15 protein-coding genes are annotated in these 22851 nt (G+C 74.0%); 9 read left to right on the forward strand and 6 right to left on the reverse strand.

Annotated features, from left to right (window positions below; all coding sequences use genetic code 11):
- Nucleotides 1-45 precede the first annotated feature (45 nt).
- A complete protein-coding gene (locus ABT023_RS20770; RefSeq protein ID WP_350888019.1) occupies nt 46-1761 on the reverse strand; it encodes a DEAD/DEAH box helicase in 1716 nt (571 codons plus the stop codon).
- Nucleotides 1762-2573: 812 nt separating this feature from the next.
- Here ABT023_RS20770 and ABT023_RS20775 point away from each other — a divergent pair.
- Both ABT023_RS20775 and ABT023_RS20780 read left to right on the forward strand, forming a co-directional pair.
- Nucleotides 2574-3554 carry a DUF5715 family protein gene (locus ABT023_RS20775; protein ID WP_350888020.1) on the forward strand — a complete coding sequence of 327 codons (981 nt, stop codon included), beginning with the start codon at nt 2574-2576 and terminating at the stop codon, nt 3552-3554.
- A 3-nt stretch (nt 3555-3557) separates the two neighbouring features.
- Nucleotides 3558-5159 (forward strand): asparagine synthetase B family protein, encoded by a 1602-nt coding sequence (locus ABT023_RS20780; protein WP_350888021.1) that lies wholly within the window; start codon nt 3558-3560, stop codon nt 5157-5159.
- A 131-nt stretch (nt 5160-5290) separates the two neighbouring features.
- Here ABT023_RS20780 and ABT023_RS20785 read toward each other — a convergent pair whose 3' ends face one another.
- Both ABT023_RS20785 and ABT023_RS20790 read right to left on the reverse strand, forming a co-directional pair.
- Nucleotides 5291-8302 carry a carbohydrate binding domain-containing protein gene (locus ABT023_RS20785; RefSeq protein WP_350888022.1) on the reverse strand — a complete coding sequence of 1004 codons (3012 nt, stop codon included), beginning with the start codon at nt 8300-8302 and terminating at the stop codon, nt 5291-5293.
- A 335-nt stretch (nt 8303-8637) separates the two neighbouring features.
- Nucleotides 8638-9864: an ArsB/NhaD family transporter gene (locus ABT023_RS20790; protein WP_350888023.1), complete on the reverse strand. Its 1227-nt coding sequence runs from the start codon at nt 9862-9864 to the stop codon at nt 8638-8640.
- A gap of 183 nt (nt 9865-10047) precedes the next feature.
- Between ABT023_RS20790 and ABT023_RS20795 the strand changes: the two genes are divergently transcribed.
- Entirely contained in the window at nt 10048-11058 is a 1011-nt protein-coding gene (locus ABT023_RS20795; protein ID WP_350888024.1) for a linear amide C-N hydrolase, read from the forward strand.
- Between the two features lie 137 nt (nt 11059-11195).
- Here ABT023_RS20795 and ABT023_RS20800 read toward each other — a convergent pair whose 3' ends face one another.
- On the reverse strand, nt 11196-12200 hold the full coding sequence (locus ABT023_RS20800; protein ID WP_350888025.1) for a hypothetical protein: 1005 nt from the start codon (nt 12198-12200) through the stop codon (nt 11196-11198).
- Between the two features lie 368 nt (nt 12201-12568).
- On the opposite strand from ABT023_RS20800, the gene ABT023_RS20805 reads away from it, so the two are divergent.
- The 4 genes from ABT023_RS20805 to ABT023_RS20820 all read left to right on the forward strand — a co-directional run bounded on the left by ABT023_RS20805 (nt 12569) and on the right by ABT023_RS20820 (nt 17889).
- Nucleotides 12569-13816 (forward strand): sensor histidine kinase, encoded by a 1248-nt coding sequence (locus ABT023_RS20805; RefSeq protein ID WP_350888026.1) that lies wholly within the window; start codon nt 12569-12571, stop codon nt 13814-13816.
- On the forward strand, nt 13813-14478 hold the full coding sequence (locus tag ABT023_RS20810) for a response regulator (protein ID WP_350888027.1): 666 nt from the start codon (nt 13813-13815) through the stop codon (nt 14476-14478). The genes ABT023_RS20805 and ABT023_RS20810 overlap by 4 nt, the downstream gene beginning before the upstream one ends.
- Before the next feature lie 205 nt (nt 14479-14683).
- The gene (locus ABT023_RS20815) at nt 14684-15412 is read left to right on the forward strand and encodes an ABC transporter ATP-binding protein (RefSeq protein WP_502890734.1); all 729 of its coding nucleotides are present in this window, start codon (nt 14684-14686) and stop codon (nt 15410-15412) included.
- A complete protein-coding gene (locus tag ABT023_RS20820; protein WP_350888029.1) occupies nt 15409-17889 on the forward strand; it encodes an ABC transporter permease in 2481 nt (826 codons plus the stop codon). The genes ABT023_RS20815 and ABT023_RS20820 overlap by 4 nt, the downstream gene beginning before the upstream one ends.
- 49 nt (nt 17890-17938) lie before the next feature.
- On the opposite strand, the gene ABT023_RS20825 is transcribed toward ABT023_RS20820, so the two are convergent.
- Nucleotides 17939-19201, reverse strand: a complete 1263-nt coding sequence (locus ABT023_RS20825) for a nucleotide sugar dehydrogenase (protein WP_350888030.1) — start codon at nt 19199-19201, stop codon at nt 17939-17941.
- 150 nt (nt 19202-19351) lie between these two features.
- Entirely contained in the window at nt 19352-20734 is a 1383-nt protein-coding gene (locus tag ABT023_RS20830) for a serine/threonine-protein kinase (protein ID WP_350888031.1), read from the reverse strand.
- Nucleotides 20735-21280: 546 nt separating this feature from the next.
- Here ABT023_RS20830 and ABT023_RS20835 point away from each other — a divergent pair.
- Complete coding sequence (locus ABT023_RS20835; protein WP_350888032.1) at nt 21281-21928, forward strand: RNA polymerase sigma factor; 648 nt, start codon at nt 21281-21283, stop codon at nt 21926-21928.
- Entirely contained in the window at nt 21925-22824 is a 900-nt protein-coding gene (locus ABT023_RS20840; RefSeq protein WP_350888033.1) for a hypothetical protein, read from the forward strand. The genes ABT023_RS20835 and ABT023_RS20840 overlap by 4 nt, the downstream gene beginning before the upstream one ends.
- The last annotated feature ends 27 nt before the right edge of the window (nt 22825-22851 follow it).

Below are 22851 nucleotides of genomic sequence, written 5' to 3' on the forward strand. Positions count from 1 at the left end.
AACGCGGGGGCCGTGATCGTCACCGACGCCGAATCGATCAAGAGGTCAGGGGCGGTCGCGGTCGCGGCGTACCGTCGTCTTGCGGCCCTTGATGGTGCTGCCGCGCAGCGCGGCGATCACCTCGTCGACCGCCCCGTTGGGGACCTCCACCAGCGAGAACCGGTCGGCGATCTCGATCGAGCCGATGTCCCGGCCGCTCACCCGCGTCTCTCCGGTGATCGCCCCCACCAGGTCCTGCGGGCGCACCCCGGCGCGGCGGCCCAGCCCGATGAACACCTGCGTGGCGCCCCCCGACCGGGGCCGGGCCGGACGGCGGTCGCCGCCGCCCCGGCCCTCGTACCCCGGCCGGGTCTCCCGCTGCGGACGGACCGCGACCTGGGGGATCTCCTCCTCGTCGTCGTCCGAGCCCGGCGAGGCGGCCTCGTGGGCCAGCTTCACGGCGGCGAGGGCGACCTCCATCAGGTCGAACTCGTCCGACAGCGACTCCACGATCACCCGGAACGGATCCAGGTCGTCCTCCAGCAGCGACTCCCGCAGCGCCGCCTGGGTCAGCTCCAACCGCCGGGTGCGCAGGTCGGCCGCCGTAGGGATCTTGTCGATCGCGATCCGCTGCCCGGTCACCCGCTCGATGGTCTTGAGCATCCGGTGCTCGCGCGGCTCGGCGAGGGTGATCGCCACGCCCTCGCGGCCGGCCCGGCCCACCCGGCCGATCCGGTGCACGTACGACTCCGGGGCCGACGGCACGTCGTAGTTGACGACGTGGGTGAGCTGCTCGACGTCCAGGCCCCGGGCCGCCACGTCGGTGGCCACCAGCAGATCGGCGGTGCCGGCGCGCAGCCGTCCCATCACCCGGTCCCGCTGCTCCTGGCTCATCCCGCCGTGCAGCGCCTCGGCCCGGTAGCCCCGGCCGTTCATCGTCTCGGTGAGCCGGTCCACCTCCTCGCGGCTGCGGCAGAACACGATGGCCGCGGTCGGCGACTCCACGTCCAGCACCCGGCCCAGCGCCGCCGGCTTGTGTGCCCGCGCCACGATGTACGCGCTCTGCCGCACCAGGGGAGCCTCGCCGGCCACCTGCTGCTCCCGGCCGATCTGGATGCGCACCGGGTCGGTCAGGTGCTGGCGGGCCATCCCGTCGATGCGCGACGGCATGGTCGCCGAGAACAGCACCGTCTGCCGCTGCGCCGGGGCGTGCTCCAGGATCGCCTCGATGTCCTCGGCGAAGCCCATGTCGAGCATCTCGTCGGCCTCGTCGAGCACCACCGTGGCCAGCTCGCCCAGCCGCAGGGTGCCCCGGGCGATGTGGTCCAGCGCCCGCCCCGGCGTGGCCACCACCACGTCCACGCCCAGGTCCAGGGCGCGTAGCTGCCGGCCGATCGGCTGCCCGCCGTAGATCGGCAGCACCCGGGTGCCCAGGTCCTTGCCGTACCGGTGGAACGCCTCGGAGACCTGCACCGCCAGCTCCCGGGTGGGCACCAGCACCAGCGCCACCGGGTCGCCGCCGGGGCGCCGGTCAGGCAGGCGGTGCAGCAGCGGCAGGGCGAACGCGGCGGTCTTGCCCGTGCCGGTGGCCGCCTGGCCCAGCAGGTCCCGACCGGCCAGCAGGGGAGGGATGGCCTCCCGCTGGATCGGGGTCGGCTCCTCGTAGCCGAGGGCGGAGAGGGCGCCGAGCAGTTCGGCGCGCAACCCGAGGTCGGTGAAGGCGGTCGCCTCGTCGGTGCTGCCGGGGGCGGCGGGGTCGATCGGTGTCGGTGCGGAACTCATGCCACAAGCCTTTCATCACCCCTCGGGGCGCGCTCGGGCGACCGGCACAACCGGCCTTCTCGGCCTGTGTCGCGGGTGATTGCCGGTGGTGGCCCCGTCCAGCCCGCTGGCACCGGCCCGTCCCTGCTGCGGGGAAGGCAACTGAATCGGTTAACAAGAATTGACCTCAGCCGGGTGAACAGGGTCAGTGTCTGGGGCTGGGAGCCTTGACCGTCACGCGGGTCGAGTGGGTGGGCCGCACCGGAGCCGGAACGGCACCATCGACGATGCGGCTCGGCAGGGCACGAGCTGCGGCCGGCAGCGCCGGAGGCGGCGAAATCGCGCCCCCGGTTCATAATCTTGCTACTTAATCGGTTCAGTGCTTTGATGGGCCCATCGGGTAACCGCCGTGATCGATGTCCTGCTTCGGGCCCGCACCAGTCACCCGGCCGAACCGGCCGGGACCCCCGACGGCCGGCGGAGGGGGCTGCGCGAACGGCTGGGTTCGGCGAAACTGGGACAAGGGCCTCTTCCTCCGGGAATCGAGGCCCGGGCGGACGGCCGGGGTGCCGCACCCACCCCGGCCGACCGGCTCCACCTCGGTCAGCGGTGAAGTCGTAGGCGGCAGGCCCGGCGGTCGCCGGCGGGCTGGTGCCGCCGTGCGCCATCAGCCCGATTCGGGGAGCGGCGGCGGCCGATGCTCCCAGCGGTCCGGGCGGTCCTCGCCGTTAGGGTGATATGGGAAGATTGTTCGTACTCGCCCTCACTTTCAGCGATTACGGTGTGTATCAGGTCAAACCACACGGTGTCGCGCCGGAAGAGAGGACCCGACCATGCGAGTGCCCAGCCGAAGCCCCGGCCAGCAGCCCGGCACGTCCGTCGCGTCCGCTGCGCCGGCCCGGCAGGTGCCCCAGGGGATGGCCCGGGGGGTGGCCCGCAGACCGGCCCCGCCCGCCGCCCCGGACCTCGCCGCCTACCGAACGGCCGTCGCGGAGCTGCTGATCGAGGTCGGTGCCCTGGCCGAACCCGAGTCGACGGGGGCCCGACAGGTGCTGCTCGACGAGCGGCTGCGCGAGCCGGCGATCGCTGCGGTGCTCGACGCCACCCCGCAGGGCCTCATCGGCGCCCGGGAGACGCTGCTGCTGGAGATGGCCCGCTACCGGCCCAACCCGCGCAGCTCCGCCGCCGACCTGACCGCGCTCATCCGGATCTACCTGCTCTCCCGCATCGACGTGCTGTGGTGGCGCGACGCGCCCACCTTCATGACCGACGCGGAGGTGAACGCCAGCGCCGACCTGGTGGACCTGGAATGGCTGCGCCGCCGCGACCTGCTCCGCTTCCGGTACCAGCAGCAGCCGCGCACCCTCGTCGGCCGGGGCGTGCGGGCGGTGGGCCGCCGGTTGCTGCCGGAGGCCCGGCCGCACACCGCCGGGCTGAAGTTCCGCCGGGCCCGGCGCGAGGTGGTCGGCCTGCTCAACGACATCGGCCGCGAGTTCGACCGGATCACCCCGCCCGGCACCCCGCCGCTGTGGGTGACCAGCCTGGTCCGCAGCGCCGAGCATCAGCACCACCTGCGCCGCCTCGGCTACGCCGCGATGGTGCCCAGCGGACACTGTCTCGGCTACGCCGTCGACGTGGAGCTGGCCTGGTTCGAGCGATTCGGTGCCCGGGACGCCCTCGCCGGGCTGCTGCTCGCCCGGCAACGGGCCGGGGAGATCAACGTGGTCGACGAGGGACAGGCCTGGCACCTGTGCCTCGCGCCCGCCGCCGGGCTGCGGTTCCGCCGGTCGTACGAAGCCGAGATGGGGGTCTGAGCCGTGTGTGGCATCGCGTTGAGCATCGGCCCGGAGGCCGACCCGGCCACCTTCCGCCGGATGCTGGCAGTTCTCGCCCCGCGCGGCGAGGTGACCGAGACCCGCCGGGAGGCCGGGCTGCTCGCCGGGACCCGCCGGCTGCGGATCGTCGACCGGGACCGGGCGGTGCAGCCCTGGGTCTCCGCCGACGGGCGGTTCCTGCTCTGCCACAACGGCGAGATCTTCAACCACCACGAGCTGCGCGTGGAGCTGACGCGGCTCGGCCACCCGTTCCGCAGTGAGAGCGACACCGAGGTGCTGCTCGCCGCGTTCCTGGCCTGGGGCGAGGACGCGGTGCGGCGGCTGCGCGGCGAGTACGCGTTCGTCGTGGTCGAGCGGAGCACCGGGCGGGCCTACCTGGCCCGTGACCCGATCGGGGTCAAGCCGCTGTACTGGTCCCGGGTGCCCGGCTGCCTGCACCTGGCCAGCGAGGTCAAGGCGCTGGTCGGGCACGGCGCGCCGGTGCGCGAGGTGCCCCCGGGGCAGCACGGCTGGGCCGAGCCGGGCGGCGAGGTCCGGCTGCGCCCGTACGTCGACCTGCTGACCCTCGGCGAGGGGCTGCCGATGGTGGACGACCCGGACGAGGCCGCCCTGCTCGTCCGTGCCGCCCTCACCGACAGCATCCGGATGCGGGTGGACACCGACCTGCCCCTCGGCGTGGTGCTCTCCGGCGGGCTGGACAGCTCCCTGGCCCTGGTGCACGCCCACCAGATGCACCCGAACTGCGTGGCGGTCACGGTCGGTGTGCCGGAGAGCCCGGACGTGGCGTACGCCCGGCGGCTCGCCGCCGACCTGGGGGTGCCGCACGAGGTGGTCGAGCTGCGCCCCCGCGACGTCCGGCTCGCCGACGTGCGGGAGGCCATCCGGATCTCGGAGCTGACCGAGTACGGGGACATCATCAACGCGGTGGTCTCGGTGCCGATCTTCCGTCGGCTCCACGAGCTGGGTGTGCGGGTGGTGCTCACCGGGGACGGCTCCGACGAGCTGTTCGGCGGCTACCCGATGTACCACCAGGTCGGCCCCGAGCGGGCCCGCCGGCTGTTCCTGCACCGGATCCGCAACCTGTGCCGTACGGAGTTGCAGCGGGTGGACCGGGCCAGCATGGGCCACGGGGTGGAGGCGCGGGTGCCGTTCCTCGACCTCAGCGTGGTGGAGCTGGCGATGCGGCTGCCACTGGAGCTGAAGCTGCGCGAGGGACGGGAGAAGTGGATCGTGCGGCGGGCCTTCGCCGACGTGCTGCCCGACTACGTGCTGCGCCGGCCGAAGAATCCGATGTCGTACTCGTCGGGGCTGCACGAGCGGGCCCGGCTCTACAAGCCGCTGTTCGCCCGGCTGCACCGCTCGTTCGGCTACCACCTGCTCGAACCCGTCCGGCGGGACTTCGACAGCGTGCTCAGTCGGTGCGGCAACGACCTGGACCGGGCCATCGCCGACGGGCTGGCCAGGCCGGACTACACGATGCTGGAGCACGCCCGGGACCTGGTCGGGGCGGCGAGGTGGAACGCCGCGCCGGTGGTCCGCCGGCTGGTCGGCCCGCGCGCCACGCGCCGTACGCCGGTCGGCTGACCGCTGAGCCGCCGGTCCGCGTGGCGGAACCGGCGGCGGTGGCGTGGCCGGACCCCGGCTCCCCGAGGCCCGGCCCACCATGATCGACCTGACCGGGGCGGGGCGGCCGGACCGGCCGCCCCGCCACCGGGTCACCGCAGGTAGGCGCCGGTCTCGCCGATCTTCCCGGGCGCCGGGTTGCCCGGCAGGTCCAGCACGTACACCCGCAGGTTGCCCTTGCCGCTGACGGCCGCGGTCAGCGTCCCGTTGGTCACCGTCCGCACGTCGCCGGTGACCGCGTCGACGTACCGGCCGTTCGGAACCCCGGTGAACGTCGCGCTGCCGGAGACCGTGACCAGCGCGAAGCTGTCCACCGCGCCGGAGGTGAACCGGCGCTTGTACGCCATCGACCCGCTGATCCCCTCGGTCGAGTACTGCCCCTTCTGCAGGGCGGGCACCGCCCGGCGGATCTGGTTGAGCCGCTGCACGTGCTTGGCCAGCGGCTGGCTGAGCGTGGTGGCCACCGGACCGGTGGCGGAGCTGACCTTGCCGAAGTCCGACGCGGTGACCGTGCCCTGAACGTGGTCGCCGTAGTAGGCCCGGCCGGTGGTGGCGAGGGGGCAGGTCGGCCCGCAGTCGATCTTCGCCCCCTTCTGGAACTCGATCTCCGAGCCGTAGTAGAGCGTCGGGATGCCCCGGAACGTCCACATCAGACTCATGTTCTCCGCCCAGGCGTCGGTGCCCCCGGTGTACCGGGTGTTCGACTTGTTCGGCCCGTAGTCGTGGCTGTCGACGTAGACGACGTTGTAGGTGGCGTCGTTGTAGCTGTCGTCGGAGTCCTTGCCGTTGCCGTACGCGTTGTTGGCGTCGCCGAAGTTCATGTGCATCCGCATGTCGATGACGTTCATGCCGGAGAACTTCGAGTGGTCCGGGGCGTGGTAGGTGTTCCCGCGCAGGAACGCGTTGTCGGTGGTGGGCTGGCCGCCCGGGCCGGAGAGCTGCTCGTAGTCGAACTGTTCGATCGCGGCCCTGACGTCGTCGGGGCTGTACTCCTTGCGCTCCTTCCAGGTGAAGAACTGCGCCGAGTGGTTGACCGAGCCCCGGTTCCACTTGTCGTTGACGAACGCGGCGACCTCGCCGAAGACGTAGAAGTCCTTGCCCTTCTCGCCGTGCTTGGCCAGGGCGTGCTGCTGGATGGCCGGCAGGAAGCGACGGTTCCAGGTGACCCGGGGAATGTGCACGGCCGTGTCGATCCGGAAGCCGTCCACCCCCATGTCGATGTACCGGTTGTACGCGTCGATCAGGTACTGCTGCACGGTGGCGTTCTCGGTGTTGAAGTCGGCCAGGTCCTCGTGCAGCCAGCAGCTCCGGGCGTCCTCGCCCTCCCAGTTGCCGATCCAGCACTGGTGGTACAGGTCGGCCGGGAACAGCTTGTTGGTCGGTGCCGGCCACTGGCACTCGTAGAGCTTGAAGCCCTCCGGGCTGGTCCCGTTCGGGGTGCCCCAGCGCGGGCACTGGTTGCCGGCCGGCGCGGCCGTCGACCACACGTCCCCGTTGTACGCGCGGCCCTTGGCCAGGGCGTTCTGCGCCGGGGTCAGCTCCGGATCGGCGCCTGCGTGCTCCACCATCGGGTCGTACCCGCGGCCCGGCTCCTGCTTGCTGTACATCCACTTCCACTGCTCGTCGCGGACGCCGTACACCGTCGGGGTGAACAGGCCCTTGGCGCCCCAGCGGGAGCTGTGGTTGTAGACCACGTCCTGGAAGATCTTGATGCCCTTGCCGTGCGCGGTGTTGATCAGGTCCTGGTAGCTCGCGCCGGGGCTCTCCAGGCGCGGGTCGACGCGGTAGAAGTCCCAGCCGTGGTAGCCGTGGAAGTCGTAGTCGGACCGGTTCAGCACCACCGGGGTGATCCACAGGGCGGAGAAGCCGAGCCCCTTGATGTAGTCCAGCTTGTCGATCAGGCCCTTGAAGTCGCCCCGGAACATCGGGTCGTTGTTGGCCGCGTTGCCGGACCTCACGTGCTGGCTGCCGCCCCGGTTGTTGGCGTTGTCGCCGTCGGCGAACCGGGCGGTCATCACGAAGTAGATGCTGTCCTCGCGGGGGTCGCCGCCGAGCGGGCTGCCGGCCGTCGCCGGGGGCGGGGCGTCGCCGGTGGTCGCCGCCGCCGGGTCGCTGGCCGGTGAGGTGTTGCCGGCCGCGTCGTACGCCCGCACGGTGTACTCGTAGCGGGTGTTCGCGGTCAGGGATCCGTCGAGGTGGCTGGTGGTGGCGGTGGTCATCGTGACCGTGCCCTCCGGCCCGCCGGTGCGGGTGAGCCGGTACCCGGTGACCGCGCGGTCGTCGGTGGACGCCGCCCAGGACACCGCCACCCGCACCCCGTTCGCGGTGGCGCCCAGCCCGGTCGGGGTGGAGGGCGCGGTGGTGTCCGGCGTCTCCGGCACACACGGCGCGGTCGTCCCGGCGGTCACCACGCCGCCCTTGACCGTGGTCACCCCGGCCCCGATGGCGTAGTCCGCGCCGTTGTTGTTGTCCCAGTTCCCGGCGCCGTTGTTGAACGCCGCCTTCATCGTCGCGGCGCTGCCGAGGTCGACCGCCCGGCGGGTCCAGCCGGCGCAGCCGGCCTCCATCGCCACGCCGGGTACGGCGGTCCAGGCCCCGCCGGCGGGCTGGTAGTGGATGTTCGCGGTGGTCCAGCCCCGGGTGGCGACGTGGTACCAGACGTCCGCCGTCCGGCCGGTCGACGGGGTGGGCGAGGGCGGGGTGGGAGTCGGGGTGCCGGCGCAGGGGTCGCCCGCGCCGACCACGCCGCCGGACACGGTCACCACGCCGGTGCCGAGGCGGTAGTTGCGGCCGTTGTTGTTGTCCCAGGTGCCCGCGTTGTTGTTGAAGACCGCTTGGAGGCCGGCGGCGGACCCGGCGTCGACGGTCCGCTTGCGCCAGCCCGTGCAGGCCGGCTCCATCGGTACGCCCGGCACGGCCGTCCACGCGCCCCCGTCGGGGGCAAAGTGGAGGTTCACGGTGCCGGTCCACGCGGCCGGGGGCTGGTAGAAGACGGTCACGGTGTTCGCGGCGGCGGCGATGCTGAGCGGGGCCAGCCCGACGACCAGGCCGGCGGCCGTCGCGGCCCCGATCATCCGTCGTCGTCGCCCGGTGCTGCTGCCCATCGGGGCTCCTCGGGGGGTGAGATGTCGGCGCCTGGGCCGAAGGGGGACGGACCCTTGCGGCAGCCCTCGGTTCGGGGGTGGGCTGTCCGATCCGGACAGGTGCCTGACGTGTGGCGTCAAGAAGTGCCGGATCTTTCTGCAAGGTCTTGCAAGTGTCGAGAAAGTTACCACCATCAACCTCCCGACACCAGATGTTCACAACAGGCGGGAAAACACCCAGCCGGCACCGCTCGACCGTTGTCGGCGGTGAACCGCTGCGCTGCTGCCCGCGCAACGCGGCCACGGGTGAGGGGACCATGCTGTTCGGCGACGCCCCGCCGATACCGCTGCCCGGGTCAGCCGGTGAGCAGCAGCGCGCCGACGGCGGCGAGCGTGGCGGTCACCGTGAGCACGGCGCTGGCGGCCACGAACTGGCCCAGCGGCACCGCCACCCCGGCGGCCCGGCACCGCTCGTACCAGAGCAGGGTGGCCAGCGACGCCCACGGCGCGACCAGCGGCCCCACGTTCGTGCCGACGAGCAGGGCCAACAGCCGGGTGACGTCACCCGGGGGCAGCACCGCCTCGCCCGCCACGTACGCGGGCAGGTTGTTCACCATGTTGGCCAGCAGCGCGCCCGTCCCGCCGGCCCGCAGCGCCCCGAGCGTCCCCCCGTCCGGGCCGAGCAGCACGCCGACGAGGTCGTCCAGCCCGTGCCGGCCGAGGGTCTGCACCACCAGGAACAGCCCGGTGACGAAGAGCAGCAGCCGCCACGGCACCAGCGCCGGCCGCAGCGTGGCCCGGGACCGGACGGCGAACCCGGCCAGCACCAGCCCGGCGGCCACCGCCGAGGCGATCCCGATCTCCACCCCGGCGAGGATCCCGGCGACGAAGAGCAGGCAGCCGGCGAGCGCGGTCCGGTAGAGCACCCGGTCCACCGGCGCGGGCCGCTCGGGCGCGACGAACCGGGCCGATCCTCGCCGCCCCCGCCGCCAGTACCCGGCCCAGAGCAGCGCCATGGTGACCCCGATCGCGGCGAGCTGCGGCAGCGCCATCCGGGCCGCGAACGGCAGTGGGTCGAGGCCGACCCGGTCGGCGGCGAGCAGGTTGGTCAGGTTGGACACCGGCAGCAGCAGGCTCGCGGTGTTGGCCAGCCACACCGTGGTCATCGCCAGCGGCAGCGGCGGCATGCCCAGCCGGCGCGCGAGCGCCAGCATCACCGGGGTGAGCAGGACGGCCGTGGTGTCCAGGTTCAGCGCGATCGTGGTGACGGAGGCGAGGCCGACGCAGAGCACGAACAGCGCGGGGTAGCTGCCCCGGGCGACGATTGCCAGCCGGGTGGCCAGCACGTCGAAGACCCCGGCCGCCGCCGTCAGCTCGGCCAGCACCACCACCGTGCCGAGGAACAGCAGCAGCGGCAGGACGCGTGCCAGGGTGGCCGCCGTCTCGGCGCGTGGCAGCAGCCCGGTCAGCGCGCAGGCCGCCCCGAACAGGGCCAGCCCCAGCGCCACCCCGTCGAGCGGGTGCAACCGACGCAGCCGGGTCCGACCGGCCGGTGCGGGTGGCGTGCCGCCGTCAGGGATCACGGCGGCTGATCCTCGCACAGTGGCCGGGCCGCCCCGGCGGCTCGCCGGGCCCCTGTGACCAGGCACTCGGTGCCGCCAGGCTCGGACGGACCTGACGGTCGGCGGCGGCGTTCCCGCCGCCGGCTCCCCGGGCCGCCAGCCATGGTGGACAACGGTCGATGGCTGACTTAGCGTTCAGGAACTATGCGTAGGACCCTCCTCGGCGCCGGCCTGGCCCTGCTGTTCGCCGTCACCGCCTGCTCCGGATCCGAGCCCACCGCCGCTTGGTCGACACCGGGCGGCCCGTCGACCGGCACGCCCACCGCGTCCCGACAGAGCGCGGCCGAGGCCGAGCAGACCCTGGCCAGCCTGCGCAAGGTCGACGACCTGCCGATGTGGGAGATGACCTTCGTCGGCGACTACGACCCCACCGTGGGCACCGACGCCGCGCCGCCCAGCCCGTTCGGCTGCTCGCTCTTCGCCGCGTGGGGTGACCGGAGCCGGCCGCTGTTCGCCCGCAACTTCGACTGGGAGGCCAACCCGGCCCTGGTGCTGCGCACCGACCCGCCCGACGGGTACGCCACGGTTTCCCTGGTCGACATGTCCTACCTCGGCGTCGGCGCCGACCCCACGGGGGACCGCCGGCTGCTCGACGCGCCCCTGCTGCCCTTCGACGGGATGAACGAGCGCGGGCTCGCCGTCGGGCTGGCCGCCGACGACGCCGCCACCGCCCGACCCGAGGCGGGCAAGCCCACGGTCGGCTCGGTGCGCATCCTGCGGCTGGTACTCGACCAGGCAGCCACCGTGGACGAGGCGGTCGCTGTGTTCGGCCGGCACAACCTCGACTTCGAGGGCGGGCCGCCGCTGCACTACCTGCTCGCCGATGCCACGGGGGCGTCGGCCGTGGTCGAGTTCGTCGACGGGGCGCTGCGGGTCGAGAAGGGGCGGGGGAGCTGGCAGGCGCTGACCAACGTGCCCGTTGTCGGCGTGCCCGAGGAGAAGCGGCGCACCGACCACCGCTACGGCGTGCTCGCCGCGGCGCTGGCGAAGGCCGGCGGGGTGATCGACGACCGGGCGGCGCTGGAACTGCTCAACGACGTCCGGCAGGGCCACACCCGCTGGTCGGTCACGTACGGCCTGCGCACCGGGGAGATCCACCTCCGCACCACCACGGGCACGGACCGTCAGTACCGGCTCCCGGTCACCCTCTCGTAGATCCTGAAGGACGGCTGGCCGTTTCCCTCCAGGCCCCGTCCCGGCGCGTAGTGGCCGGCGTGGGGTGGGCGGCGGCATGCCGGTGGGCCGGGTGCCGTGGGATGCGATCCCCGGCGCCCGGCCCACCGTCCCCCTCGTCAGCGCTCCTTGGGATCGAAGGTGTAGTCCACCCCGCCCACGTCGTACTTCTCACCGATCTCCACTGCCGGGCCCACCTGGACGACCTGGAGGACGTACGGCTTCTGCAGGACCTGGTCCACCGAGAAGCTGAGCGACAGCACCGGCCGCTCGTTCGGGTTGATCAGCAGGTCCTTGATCTGTGCCTTGGCCGGGTCGACGATCTGGATCGAGGTGTTGCCGACGACCCGGATGCCCTCACCCTGCGCACCCGCGGCCCGCCAGCGCTGGAACATCTCGGGGCCGAGGTCGGCGACGATCTTGGCACCCGGCACCGCCTCGCCCAGCGGCCGGAACGCGAGGTCGAACTTGGCCGGCACGTCCAGGGCGTTCGCCAGGGCGTACGGCCGGACCGAGACCGAGCCGGGGGTGGCCGCCGGGACGGTGTTGGCGTTCTTCCAGGCGATGTTGTTGTTGTACTGCGTGTTGATGGACGTCGCCGGGCCCTCGAACAGCATCGGGTCGCTCGGCGACTCCCAACGCAGCAGGAGGCAGAAGTGCCCGATGGAGGGCACGTTGTTCCACACGATCGACGTCGTGGTGACCCCGGAGGCGGCGACCACCAGCGGCTTCGCGCCGATCTGCGTCCAGTTCAGCGGCCAGTTCGCGGCGCCGCCGGAGGTGGTGTAGTACGCCTTCAGCGTTCCGCTGCTGATTCCGGAACCGTAGGGGCCGTGGTTGTTCAGCTTCACGAAAATGTAACTCGTCGAGCCGACAACCGGATTCGTGGACGAGGCGCACTCCACCGCGGTGGGACAGATCTTGATGTTCGGGCTGTTGAAGAACGACGAATAGATGGCGCCGTGCGGCTCGAAGCCGGTGTCGCTCGCGATGTCCTTGATGTAGACGTCGGTGCGGGCGTTGGCGGCCATGCCGCTGTCCGAGTCGACAGCGGCCGCAGCGGTACCGCCCACGGAGAACGCCATGACGGCGGTCAGTACGGCACCGAACAGCAGCCGTGCCACCCGCGGACGTGGACGTGTGCGTGCGATTGTCATGCTGATTCCCTTTCGACGGGCGGTGGAGGTCCGAGTGATTTGAGGTTCCCGACCACCCGGCCCGATTACTGTAAAGCAATGGCCGCGATCAATGAAACACTTAAGAATGTCGATTGCTCAAAGGGTGTCCGCATTTGCCGGGGAGGCGGCAATTCCCGGATACGGCGGAACATGAATCAGATAGTCACGCACGATCGTGTATCAACGGCGGCCCGCAGCGCTCCTGTACGCCTACCCGTTGGCGCCCCCGCCGCTGCGGGTGGGCACCGGCCGGGTTCGCCTGCCTCGCGGAGCCGGCCGGCCACGTCCGGATCACACGCCGGCCCGTACGCTGGGTGACCGTGAAGCGGATCCTGTTCGGCCGGCCGCTGCGCAGCGTGGCCTTCGACGTGGCGGTCTCCGGCTTCGTGGTGCTGTTCGGCCTCGCCGGCGCGGTCAACCAGGCCGGCGGATGGTGGGCCACCGGTGTCGGCGCGGCGATGGCCGTGACCCTGCTGTTCCGGCGAACCCACCCGTCGGCGGTGACGGCGGTCATCGCCGTGCTCGCCCTGGTCCAGGTGGTCGCCGGCTGGGGGCCGCTGGCCTTCGACATCGCCGTGCTGATCGCCCTGTACAGCGTCGTGAAGTACGCCGAGCGGCTGCGCGACGGCATCGTCGCCGGGATCATCGCCGCCGTCGGAGTGATGCTGGGCGCGAACCAGATGCAGGGCACGGCCGCCTGGTGGGCCACGGCGATCTGGTTCGCCCTGGTCACCGGCGCGGTCTGGCTCATGGGCCTCAACGTGCGTACCCGGCGGCTCTACGTGCTCAGCCTGGAGGAGCGGGCCACCACCCTGGAGCGCGAGCGGGAGGCCGAGTCGCGGGCGGCGGTGGCCGAGGAGCGCACCCGGATCGCCCGGGAGCTGCACGACGTGGTGGCGCACAGCATGGCCGTCATGATCGTGCAGGCCGACGGGGCGCGGTACATGTTCGACCGGGACCCGGAGACCGCCCGGGAGGCGGTGAAGGTGGTCGCCGACACCGGCCGGCAGGCGCTGGAGGAGATGCGCCGCCTGGTGGGCGTACTGCGGGAGCCGAGCGTGCCCGACCCGGCGGCCGGGCCCGTGGCGGCGGCCGGGACGGACGGCGCGGGGCCCCCGGGGCTGTCGGCGGAACCGGTGCACCGGCGACCGGCGTTGGTGGGGCTGCCCGACCTGCTGGACCGGTTCCGCGCCGCCGGGCTGCGCATCGACTGGACGGTCACCGGCGAGCCCCCGGCGCTGCCGCCCGGCCTGGAGCTGACCGTGTACCGGGTGGTGCAGGAGGCGCTGACCAACGCCCTCAAGCACGCCGGGGTCGGCGCGACGGTCGCGCTGGGCATGGACCATTCGCCCGGTGCCGTCGTGGTCCGGGCCGCCGACGACGGTCGCGGTCGGCCGGTGGTCCGGCCCGCGCCCTCCGGCGGCCACGGCCTGGTCGGCATGCGCGAACGGGTGACGGTGTACGACGGCAGCCTCACCGCCGGCCCCCGGCTGGCCGGGGGGTGGCAGGTCGAGGTGCGGCTGCCGCTACCGTCGAGCACCGGGACGGGGGTGGCGGCATGACGATCCGCGTGGTGATCGTGGACGACCAGGCGCTGGTGCGGGCGGGATTCCGGATGGTGCTGGACTCCCAGTCGGACCTGACCGTGGTCGGTGAGGCGATCGACGGCGCGGACGCGCTGCGGGTGCTCGACCGCATCGAGGCCGACGTGGTGGTGATGGACATCCGGATGCCGACCATGGACGGGGTGGAGGCGACCCGGCGGATCTGCGCCGGTCGCCCCGGGCGCACCCCCCGGGTGCTGGTCCTGACGACCTTCGACACCGAGTCCGACGCGTTCGCCGCGCTCCAGGCCGGGGCGAGCGGGTTCCTGCTGAAGAGCGTCCCCCCGGAGGAGTTGCTGGCCGCGATCCGGGTGGTGGCCGAGGGCGACTCGGTGGTCGCCCCGCCGATCACCCGCCGGCTGCTGGAACGGTTCGCCGGCCAGCTCGGCCCCGGCCCCACCGGGGACCCCCGGCTGACCCAGCTCACCGAGCGGGAGCGGGAGATCCTGCTGCTGGTGGCGCAGGGCCTGTCCAACGCCGAGATCGCCGCCCGGGTGCACGTCGCCGAGGCGACCGTGAAGACCCACGTCGGGCGGATCCTGGCCAAGCTCCAGCTCCGCGACCGGGTCCAGGCGGTGGTGCTGGCGTACGAGAGCGGACTGGTCACCCCCGGGGGCTGACGGCGGGTACGACCCAGGTCGTACGCCGCCGTCCCGGGCGGCGCACCCCTGGGCGCACCGAGGTCGAGCGCGCGGGTGGACGCGGGCCGGCCGGTGCCGCCCATAGCGTCGGAGACGTCCCAGCCGCCGTCTTCACGGGGAGCACCACGTGTCCGTACCACCTCCCGCGTTCGCCGCCTCCGGCGTCGCGGTCACCGCCCGGGGCCTGCGCAAGGAGTACGGCGCCGGCCAGGCGCGGGTCGTCGCCCTCGACGGCGTCGACGTCGACTTCGCCGCCGGCCGGTTCACCGCCATCATGGGCCCGTCCGGCTCCGGCAAGTCCACCCTGATGCACTGCCTCGCGGGCCTCGACCGGCCCAGCGCCGGCACGGTACGCATCGGCGACGCCGACACCGGACGGCTCGACGACAAGCGGCTGACCCTGCTGCGCCGGGACCGGGTCGGCTTCGTCTTCCAGAAGTTCAACCTGCTGCCCGCGCTGACGGCCGAGGAGAACATCGTGCTGCCGCTGGCCATCGCCGGCCGCCGCCCCGACCCGGGCTGGCTGCGTCAGGTGGTCGCCGCCGTCGGGCTGACCGACCGGCTGCGGCACCGGCCCGCCGAGCTCTCCGGCGGCCAGCAGCAGCGGGTCGCCGTCGCCCGCGCCCTGATCACCAAGCCGTGGGTGATCTTCGCCGACGAGCCGACCGGCAACCTCGACTCCCGCTCCGGCGCGGAGGTGCTGCGGCTGCTGCGCGAGGCCGTCGACGCCCTCGGCCAGACCGTGGTGATGGTGACCCACGACCCGGTCGCCGCGAGCCACGCCGACCGGGTGGTGTTCCTCGCCGACGGCCGGCTGGTCCGCGAGCTGACCGCGCCGACCGCCGAGGCGGTCCTCGACGCCCTCGCCCGCCTCGACCCGGCTCCGGCCGGCGCGGCGGGGGGCCCTCGATGATCCGGCTGACCCTGCGCATGATGCGCGCCGACGCCCTGCGGCTGATGCTCTCCTCGCTGGCGGTGGTGCTCGGCGTCGCCTTCATCGCCGGCACCCTGATCTTCACCGACGGGATGAGACAGGGCGCGTACGACCGGGCCGGCACCTTCGACCGGCACACCGACCTCGCCGTGTACGCCGAGAAGACCCCGATCCCGCCCGCCCTGGTGGAGAAGGTGCGCGCGGTCGCCGGGGTGCGCGCCGCCGACGGGGAACTGACCGGCACCGCCGGGGTGGTCGGCTCCGACGGCCGGCCCGTGCTCGGCTTCGCCGTGCTCGCCGCGATCCCCACCGACCCGGCCCTCCAGTCGTACGACGTGGTGGCCGGGCGGCTCCCGCAGCGCCCCGGCGAGCTGGTGCTCGACGCGCCGACGGTGGCCGAGGAGGGGTTCACCCTCGGGTCGCCGGTGCGCGTGGGCGGCAGCGGGGGAGCGGCCCGCCCGTACACCCTGGTCGGCACCGTCGACGTGGCCGGCACCTCCCGGGACGTCGGCGGGCCGTTCATCGGCCTGGCCGGGCCCGACGCCCTCGACGTCGCCGCGGAGAAGGGCTACGGGCGGATCATGGTGGCCGCCGCGCCCGGCGTGCCGGCGGCGGAGCTGGCCGACCGGCTGGCGGCGGTGACCGGTGCCGGCGTGACCGTGCAGGACCGGCGGGAGATCCTCGACGCCGCCGTCGAGGACGCGGTACGCGACCTGGAGCAGTTCAACCTGTTCCTGCTCACCTTCGCCGGAATCGCCGTGGTGGTGGCCGGGTTCGTCATCGCCAACACCTTCGCCATCATGCTCGCCCAGCGGACCCGGAGCACCGCCCTGCTGCGGCTGGTCGGCGCGACCCGGGGGCAGGTGTTCCGGGCGATGCTGCTGGAGGCGGCGGTGACCGGGCTGGCCGCCTCCGCGCTCGGGGTGGCCGCCGGGACCGGTCTCGCCGTCGGGATGGGCGCGCTGATGTCCGCGTTCGACGTGCCCGTCTCCGGCGGGCTCGCCGTCACCGCGTCGACCGTGCTGACCTGCCTGCTGCTGGGCACCGCCCTGACCGTCGGCGCCGCCGCCGTGCCGGCCTGGCGGGGGACCCGGATCGCGCCGGTGGCCGCGCTCACCGACGCGGCGGTGCAGCCCACCCGCGGGGCCGGCCGGGTCCGGCTGGCCGCCGGCGCGCTGGTCTTCGGCGCGGGGGTGGCCGCGCTGGTGGCGGCGGGGGCCGGCGGCCAGGTGCCGCTGGTCGCGGCGGGCGGGGTGCTCACCTTCTTCGGCATCGTGCTGTTCGGCCCGGTGCTGGTGCCGGCGCTGGTGCGGGTGCTCGGCTGGCCGGCACGCCGGCTGTTCGGGGCGACCGCCGGGCTGGCCGTGGCGAACGCGGTGCGCAACCCGCGCCGGATCGCCGCCACCGCCACGGCCCTGGTCATCGGCATCGGGCTGGTGTCCGCGTTCGTGGTCGGGGCGCGCAGCGTCAAGACCGGCATCGAGCGGGCCGTGGACCAGCAGATCGGGGTCGACTTCCTGGTCACCAGCATCGGCGGGGGCCTGCCGCCGGACCTCGCGGACGAGCTGGCCGCCCGCGCCGAGCTGGGCGTCGTGCACGAGCAGCGCAGCCGGGTCAGCGGCGGGATCGAGCTGCGGGCCGCCCACCCGGCGCTGGTCGGGCGCACCCTGACCGCCGTGGACGCCGGCGACGCGGGCCGGCTCGGCCCGGGCCGGGTGCTGGTGCACCGGGAACTGGCCCGGGCGAAGGGCTGGGCGGTCGGCGACACCGTCACCCTCGCCGGGCGGCCGTTCGAGGTCGCCGCCGTCGTCGTCGCCGACGGCCCGTTGCTGGCCGGCAGCCCGGTCCCGGCCGGGCACGTGGTCGACGTGGTCGACGCCGACTTCACCCGCCTCTTCCCGGCCGAGCGCGGTTACCTCGTCGAGGTCGACCCGGCCGCCGGGGTGCCCGCCGAGCGGGCCCGGGAGGCCGTCGAGTCGGTGGTGACCCGCTACCCGACGGTGAACCTGATGGACCAGGCGGCGTACAAGAAGGTGCTCACCGGCACGGTCGACATGCTGCTGGCGTTCGTCACCGCGCTGCTCGGCCTGGCCGTGGTGATCGCGCTGGTCGGGGTCGCCAACACGCTGAGCCTGTCGGTGGTGGAGCGGACCCGGGAGAACGCGGTGCTGCGCGCGGTCGGGCTGACCCGGGGCCGGATGCGCGCCATGCTCGCCGTGGAGGCGGTGCTGATGGCGCTGGTCGGCGCGGTGCTCGGGGTGGGCCTCGGCGTCGGGGTCAGCGCCGGGGCGATGGCCGTGGTCGCCCGCCTGGGCGGCGACTTCACGCTGGTCATGCCGTGGGGGCAGCTCGGGCTGATCCTCGCGGTGGCGGTGCTCGCCGCGCTCGCCGCGTCCGTCCTCCCGGCCCGTCGGGCCCTGGCCCGACCGGTCGTGGAGTCCCTCGGCGCCGAGTGATGTTTCGGGGCCCCCGCCCGCGGGCGGGGGCCCCCAAACGATCCCTCGTTCAGAGCCGCTCGACGGCCGGGCCGTGGCACCGGTTGCGGGTGTCGAAGACGTACCGGGCGTGCCGCACCACCAGGTCGTAGTCGAGGCAGTCGTGGTCGGTCACCACGACCACCGCGTCGGCCTGCCGGACCTCGTGCTCGGTCAGCCCGACCACGGTCACCCCGGCGGGGACGTGGTGCGGCTCGGCGTACGGCTCGACGGCGCGCACGTCTGCGCCGAGGGCCTGCAGGCGGCGGGCCACGTCGACGGCGGGGGAGTCCCGCATGTCCCCGGTGTTCGGCTTGTACGCCAGCCCGAGCAGCAGCAGCCGGGCCCCGCTGACCGCCCGGCCGACCCGGTTCAGCCCGCCCATGATCCGCTGGGCGACGTGCTCGGGCATCTCGTGGTTGACGTCGTTGGCCAGCTCGATGAACCGGAACTGACGCCCCAGCCGCCGCTTGACCTGCCAGGACAGGTAGCACGGGTCGATCGGCAGACAGTGCCCGCCGACCCCCGGCCCGGGGCGGAACGGCATGAACCCGAACGGTTTGGTCTCGGCCGCCTCGATCGCCTGCCAGACGTCGATGTCGAGATGGTGGCTGAGCATCGTCAGCTCGTTGATCAGCGCGATGTTGACCTGGCGGAAGGTGTTCTCGATCAGCTTGGTCAGCTCGGCGACCCGGGTGGAGTCCACCGGCACGGTCCGCTCGACCAGCCGGCGGTAGAACGCGTCGACCCGGTCGCGGGACTCCGCGTCCACCCCGGAGACCACCTTCGGGGTGTTCTCCAGTTTCCAGGTGGGGTTGCCGGGGTCGATCCGCTCGGGGCTGTAGCCGAGGTGGAAGTCGCCGGGGCTGGTCAGCCCGCTGGCCGACTCCAGCAGCGGCCGGAGCAGCTCCTCGGTGGTGCCCGGGTAGGTGGTCGACTCCAGGACCACCACGCAGCCCGGCCGCACGTACGGGCCGATGCCCACTCCGGCCTGCTCGACGAAGCTCAGGTCGGGTACGCCGTCGCGCAGCGGGGTGGGCACGGTGATCACGCAGACGTCGAAGCCCTCGGCCTCGGTGTACTCCGTGCTCGGCCGGTACCGGCCGCTGCCCAGCGCGCGGCCGAGCCGGTCGGTCGGGATGTCCTCGACGAAGGACTCCCCGGAGGCGAGCCGCTTGACCCGGTCGGCGTCGACGTCGAGGCCGACGACGTCCATTCCCGCCTCGACCGCCCGCACGGCCAGCGGCAGGCCGACGTACCCCTGGCCGATGACGACCAACTTCTCAGCGCTCACCCGTGCTCCCGCAGACGACGGAACATGCATCCTCGTCAGCGTAAGGGAGTATCTGCGTTTAAAGTCCGATTTGGGGATGACGGGGCCGGTGGGAAAGCCGCGACCCCGGCCGGCTGGGTCATCCGGACCGGGGTCGGCCGGTGCGTGGGGTCAGTCGTTCAGGGCGGGCGGGTCGGCCGGCGTGCTCGCCGTGGTCGGCGGCGGGTCGGCCGGCGTGCTCGCCGTGGTCGGGGGCGGGTCGGCCGGCGTGCTCGCCGTGGTCGGGGGGTTGGCCGGCGTGCTCGGCGTGGTCGGCACGCTGGACGGCTTCGGCGCGGCCGACCCGCTCGGCTGCGGGGTCGCCGTCGGGCTGGCCGGGGCCGAGGGGCGGCCCCGGCCCGGCCGGTCGGTGCGACCACCGTCGACCGCGGCCTCCTCGGTGGCGGCCGAGTTGTCGCCCTGCGTCGGGACGGCCGCCGGGGCGGTCGGCTGGTACTTCGTCGCGGGGGCGTCGTCGCCCCGCGTCGCGCCGAGGGCCGCGGTGAGCCCGGCCACCGCCACCAGCACCGCCGCGAGCGCGCCGAGCAGGGTGCCGCGCCGGGTGGAGGAGGGGGTGGGTCGCCGCACCGGCGGCAGGTCGTCGCGGGTGGTACCGCTGACGCCCGGGGCGGCGCCGCCGGCGGCCCCGCGCAGCGGGACCGGCACGGTGCTGGTCGGCGCCGAGCCGTCCGCGACGGTGGCCCGCGCCGCCTCGGCCATCGCCGCGCCGGTGGCGAACCGCTCTGCCGGGTCCTTCGCCAGGGCCCGACCCACCAGCTGCCGCACCGACGCCGGGATCTCCTGCGGCAGCTCCGGCGGCTCGTCGTCCAGGTGCCGGACGGCCACCTGCAGCGGGTTGTCCCCGGTGAAGGGCGGCCCGCCGGTCAGGCAGCAGTACGCCACCGCGCCGAGCGCGTAGATGTCGGTGGCCCCGGAGACCGGCCGGCCGGCCGCCTGTTCGGGGGCCATGTAGAGCGCGGTGCCCGGCACCGCGTCGGCGCTGGTGATGCTCGTGACGTTGGTCGACCGGGCCACCCCGAAGTCGACCAGCACGACGGTGCCGTCCTCCTGCACCAGCAGGTTGCTCGGCTTGACGTCGCGGTGCACGATGCCGCCGAGGTGCGCCGCGTGCAGCGCCTGCGCCGCCTGGGCGACCATCGACATGGTCTCGGCGACGTCGAGCTGCCCGGCCGCCTCGATCCGCCGGGACAACGGCTGGCCCTCGACGAACTCCATGACCAGGTAGTCGGCCCGCCCGCCGTCGGGCAGGTCGTCCTCGCCGCAGTCGTAGACCTGCACGATGCCCGGGTGTCGTAGGGCGGCCATGATCCGTGCCTCGGTCCGGAACCGGGCGATGAAGTCGGGGTCGGAGACCAGCGCCGGAAGCAGGACCTTCACCGCGACCTGGCGGCCGAGGATCTGGTCCGTGGCCCGCCAGACGTCACCCATGCCGCCGGTGGCGACACGGTCGTCCAGGCGGTACCGACCGCTGAGTACGACTCCCGAAGACAACACGGCACTACCGTACCCAGAGCCGGCGCGGAGTACTTCTCGTGATCTGGCTCAATCGGATGGGTCCCGCATGGCGACGGGGCAGCGGGGGGATTCCCGGGTCGGATATTCTGTGACGATTTCGCGACAGCCGGTCACGGGGTGGGTCGAGCGGGTCGGTCAAGCGGGTCGTGGCCTGCATCAACCGGGGCTCCGCGCCACCCGCGGGCAGGCCCACGCGTCGGCCGGCCCCGACACGTTACATCGACACGCCGAGCAGGCGGGTTGATTATTCTCACTCTTTTTCCGGCGGCCGGTGGCTTGTCCACCCGGCCCTCCACTTCTAGCGTTACCCCGGCTCGGGCCCGCCCGACGGCGTTGGCACGATACGTCCGTCGACGGACGTGCCGCGTGCTGCGCCCGGAGGTGCCGCGCCGTACCGGCGTCGGGCGTGTGATCTGGTCAGCGGGGGGCTGATGGTGCGGGATGAGGTCCGGCCGCCGGGTCGGGTCGGCGTCGCGTGCGACGCGGTCGGCGCACGCCGGTCCTCGGGGACCGGACGGCGGGGCCATGGCCGGTGAGCTGAACGAGGCGGTCGTCGCGGCGCGGGCCGGCGACGAGGACGCCTTCCGGTTCCTCTACCGCAGCCTCCAGCCCGAGCTGCTGCGCTACCTGACCGCACTGGTCGGGGCCGAGGCGGAGGACGTCGCCTCCGAGACGTGGCTGCAGATCTCCCGCGATCTGCCGACCTTCACCGGCGGGGAGTTCCGCGCCTGGACCGTCACCATCGCCCGCAACCGGGCCATGGACCATCTGCGCCGCCAGCGTCGGCGGCCCTCGATGCCGGTGCCGGTGCAGACGCTCAGCGACCTGGCCGGGGACGCCGACACGGCCGAGCGGGCCGGCGAGACGCTCGGCACCGAGGCCGCGCTGGCGCTGATCGCCACCCTGCCACCCCGGGAGGCCGAGGCGGTGCTGCTGCGTGCGGTCGTCGGCCTGGACGCCGAGACGGCCGCCCGGGTGCTGGGCTGCCGGGCCGGCGCGGTGCGCACGGCCGCCCATCGCGGTCTGCGCCGGCTCGCCGCACTCGTGCAACGTCATGATCCGCTCCCGACCGCGGTGCCGTCCGTCATCCCGCCCTTTCCCCGAACGGATCGGTCGGCCCCGGACGCGCCGCACGTCGAGCCGGCGGACGGTGACGTGAGGGGACACCGATGAGCTTCCGTCAACCCGACCGCCCCGGGCGGCACCCCGCCGACCGCTCCGAGTCCGACCGGCTCCTCGACGCGGCCCGCGCCGCCCGGGACGCCGCGGCACCCGGCCTGGGCCGGGCCGTGCAGGACGAGGACGACGCCGCTGTCCGCCGGGGCCGGGACGACTCCGCAGGCGCCGGCCGTTCCGCCGGGGATCCGCTGGCCCGGCTGCTCGCCGCCGCGGCCGGACCGACCCGCCCCGGCGAACTGGTCGGGGAGGAGGCGGCGCTGGCGGCCTTCCGGGCCGCCCGGGTCGCCCCTGCGTCGGCCCCTGCGTCGGCCCCGGCGCGGACGCCCCGCCGGCTCACCGTCGGGGTGGTCGCCTGGATCGGCACGCTGGCCGCCACCGCGACCGCCGGCGTCGCCGTCGCGGCGGCCACCCTGGACCGGGCGGAGGAACCGGCGCCCCCGCCGGCGCCGTCCACCGCGTCGGCCAGCGCCGCAGACCCGGGCGCCACCGACCCCACCGCGCCCCGCCCCACCGGATCCGGCCCCGGCGGGTCCCCGTCCCCCATCCCTGCCCCGACCGCCACGCCGTCCGGCGCCGGCCCGTCCGGCCCGGCCCGGCCCGGGACGCCGGGCGCCGCCACCCGCAGCCCCGGCCCTGGCCACTCGGGCGCCGGTGCCCAACTGCCGGGGCTGTGTCGGGCGTACCTGGCCAAGTCGGCGGCCCAGCGGGAACGGGCGCTGGAGAAGCCCGGCTTCGCGCCCCTGGTCGCCGCCGCCGGCGGGGCCGCCGAGGTGGAGAGCTTCTGCCAGGACCTGCTGGCCGGGGCAGACTCCGGGCGGACCGCCCGCCCCTCCCACCCCGGCCCGCAACCCGGCGGCGACCTCCCGGACGCGGCGAATCTCCCGTCCTGACCTGGCCCGACGGCCACCTCGCGCCCC

Source organism: Micromonospora sp. NPDC002296 (assembly GCF_040296145.1).
GTDB lineage: Bacteria > Actinomycetota > Actinomycetes > Mycobacteriales > Micromonosporaceae > Micromonospora.

Excerpts from the sequence above, each read along its gene's own strand:
- ABT023_RS20840 (WP_350888033.1), top strand. The coding sequence starts at position 21,925 with ATGAGCTTCCGTCAACCCGACCGCCCCGGGCGGCACCCCGCCGACCGC.
- ABT023_RS20775 (WP_350888020.1), top strand. The coding sequence starts at position 2,574 with ATGCGAGTGCCCAGCCGAAGCCCCGGCCAGCAGCCCGGCACGTCCGTC.
- ABT023_RS20785 (WP_350888022.1), bottom strand. The coding sequence starts at position 8,302 with ATGGGCAGCAGCACCGGGCGACGACGACGGATGATCGGGGCCGCGACG.
- ABT023_RS20810 (WP_350888027.1), top strand. The coding sequence starts at position 13,813 with ATGACGATCCGCGTGGTGATCGTGGACGACCAGGCGCTGGTGCGGGCG.
- ABT023_RS20835 (WP_350888032.1), top strand. The coding sequence starts at position 21,281 with ATGGCCGGTGAGCTGAACGAGGCGGTCGTCGCGGCGCGGGCCGGCGAC.
- ABT023_RS20820 (WP_350888029.1), top strand. The coding sequence starts at position 15,409 with ATGATCCGGCTGACCCTGCGCATGATGCGCGCCGACGCCCTGCGGCTG.
- ABT023_RS20795 (WP_350888024.1), top strand. The coding sequence starts at position 10,048 with ATGCGTAGGACCCTCCTCGGCGCCGGCCTGGCCCTGCTGTTCGCCGTC.
- ABT023_RS20770 (WP_350888019.1), bottom strand. The coding sequence starts at position 1,761 with ATGAGTTCCGCACCGACACCGATCGACCCCGCCGCCCCCGGCAGCACC.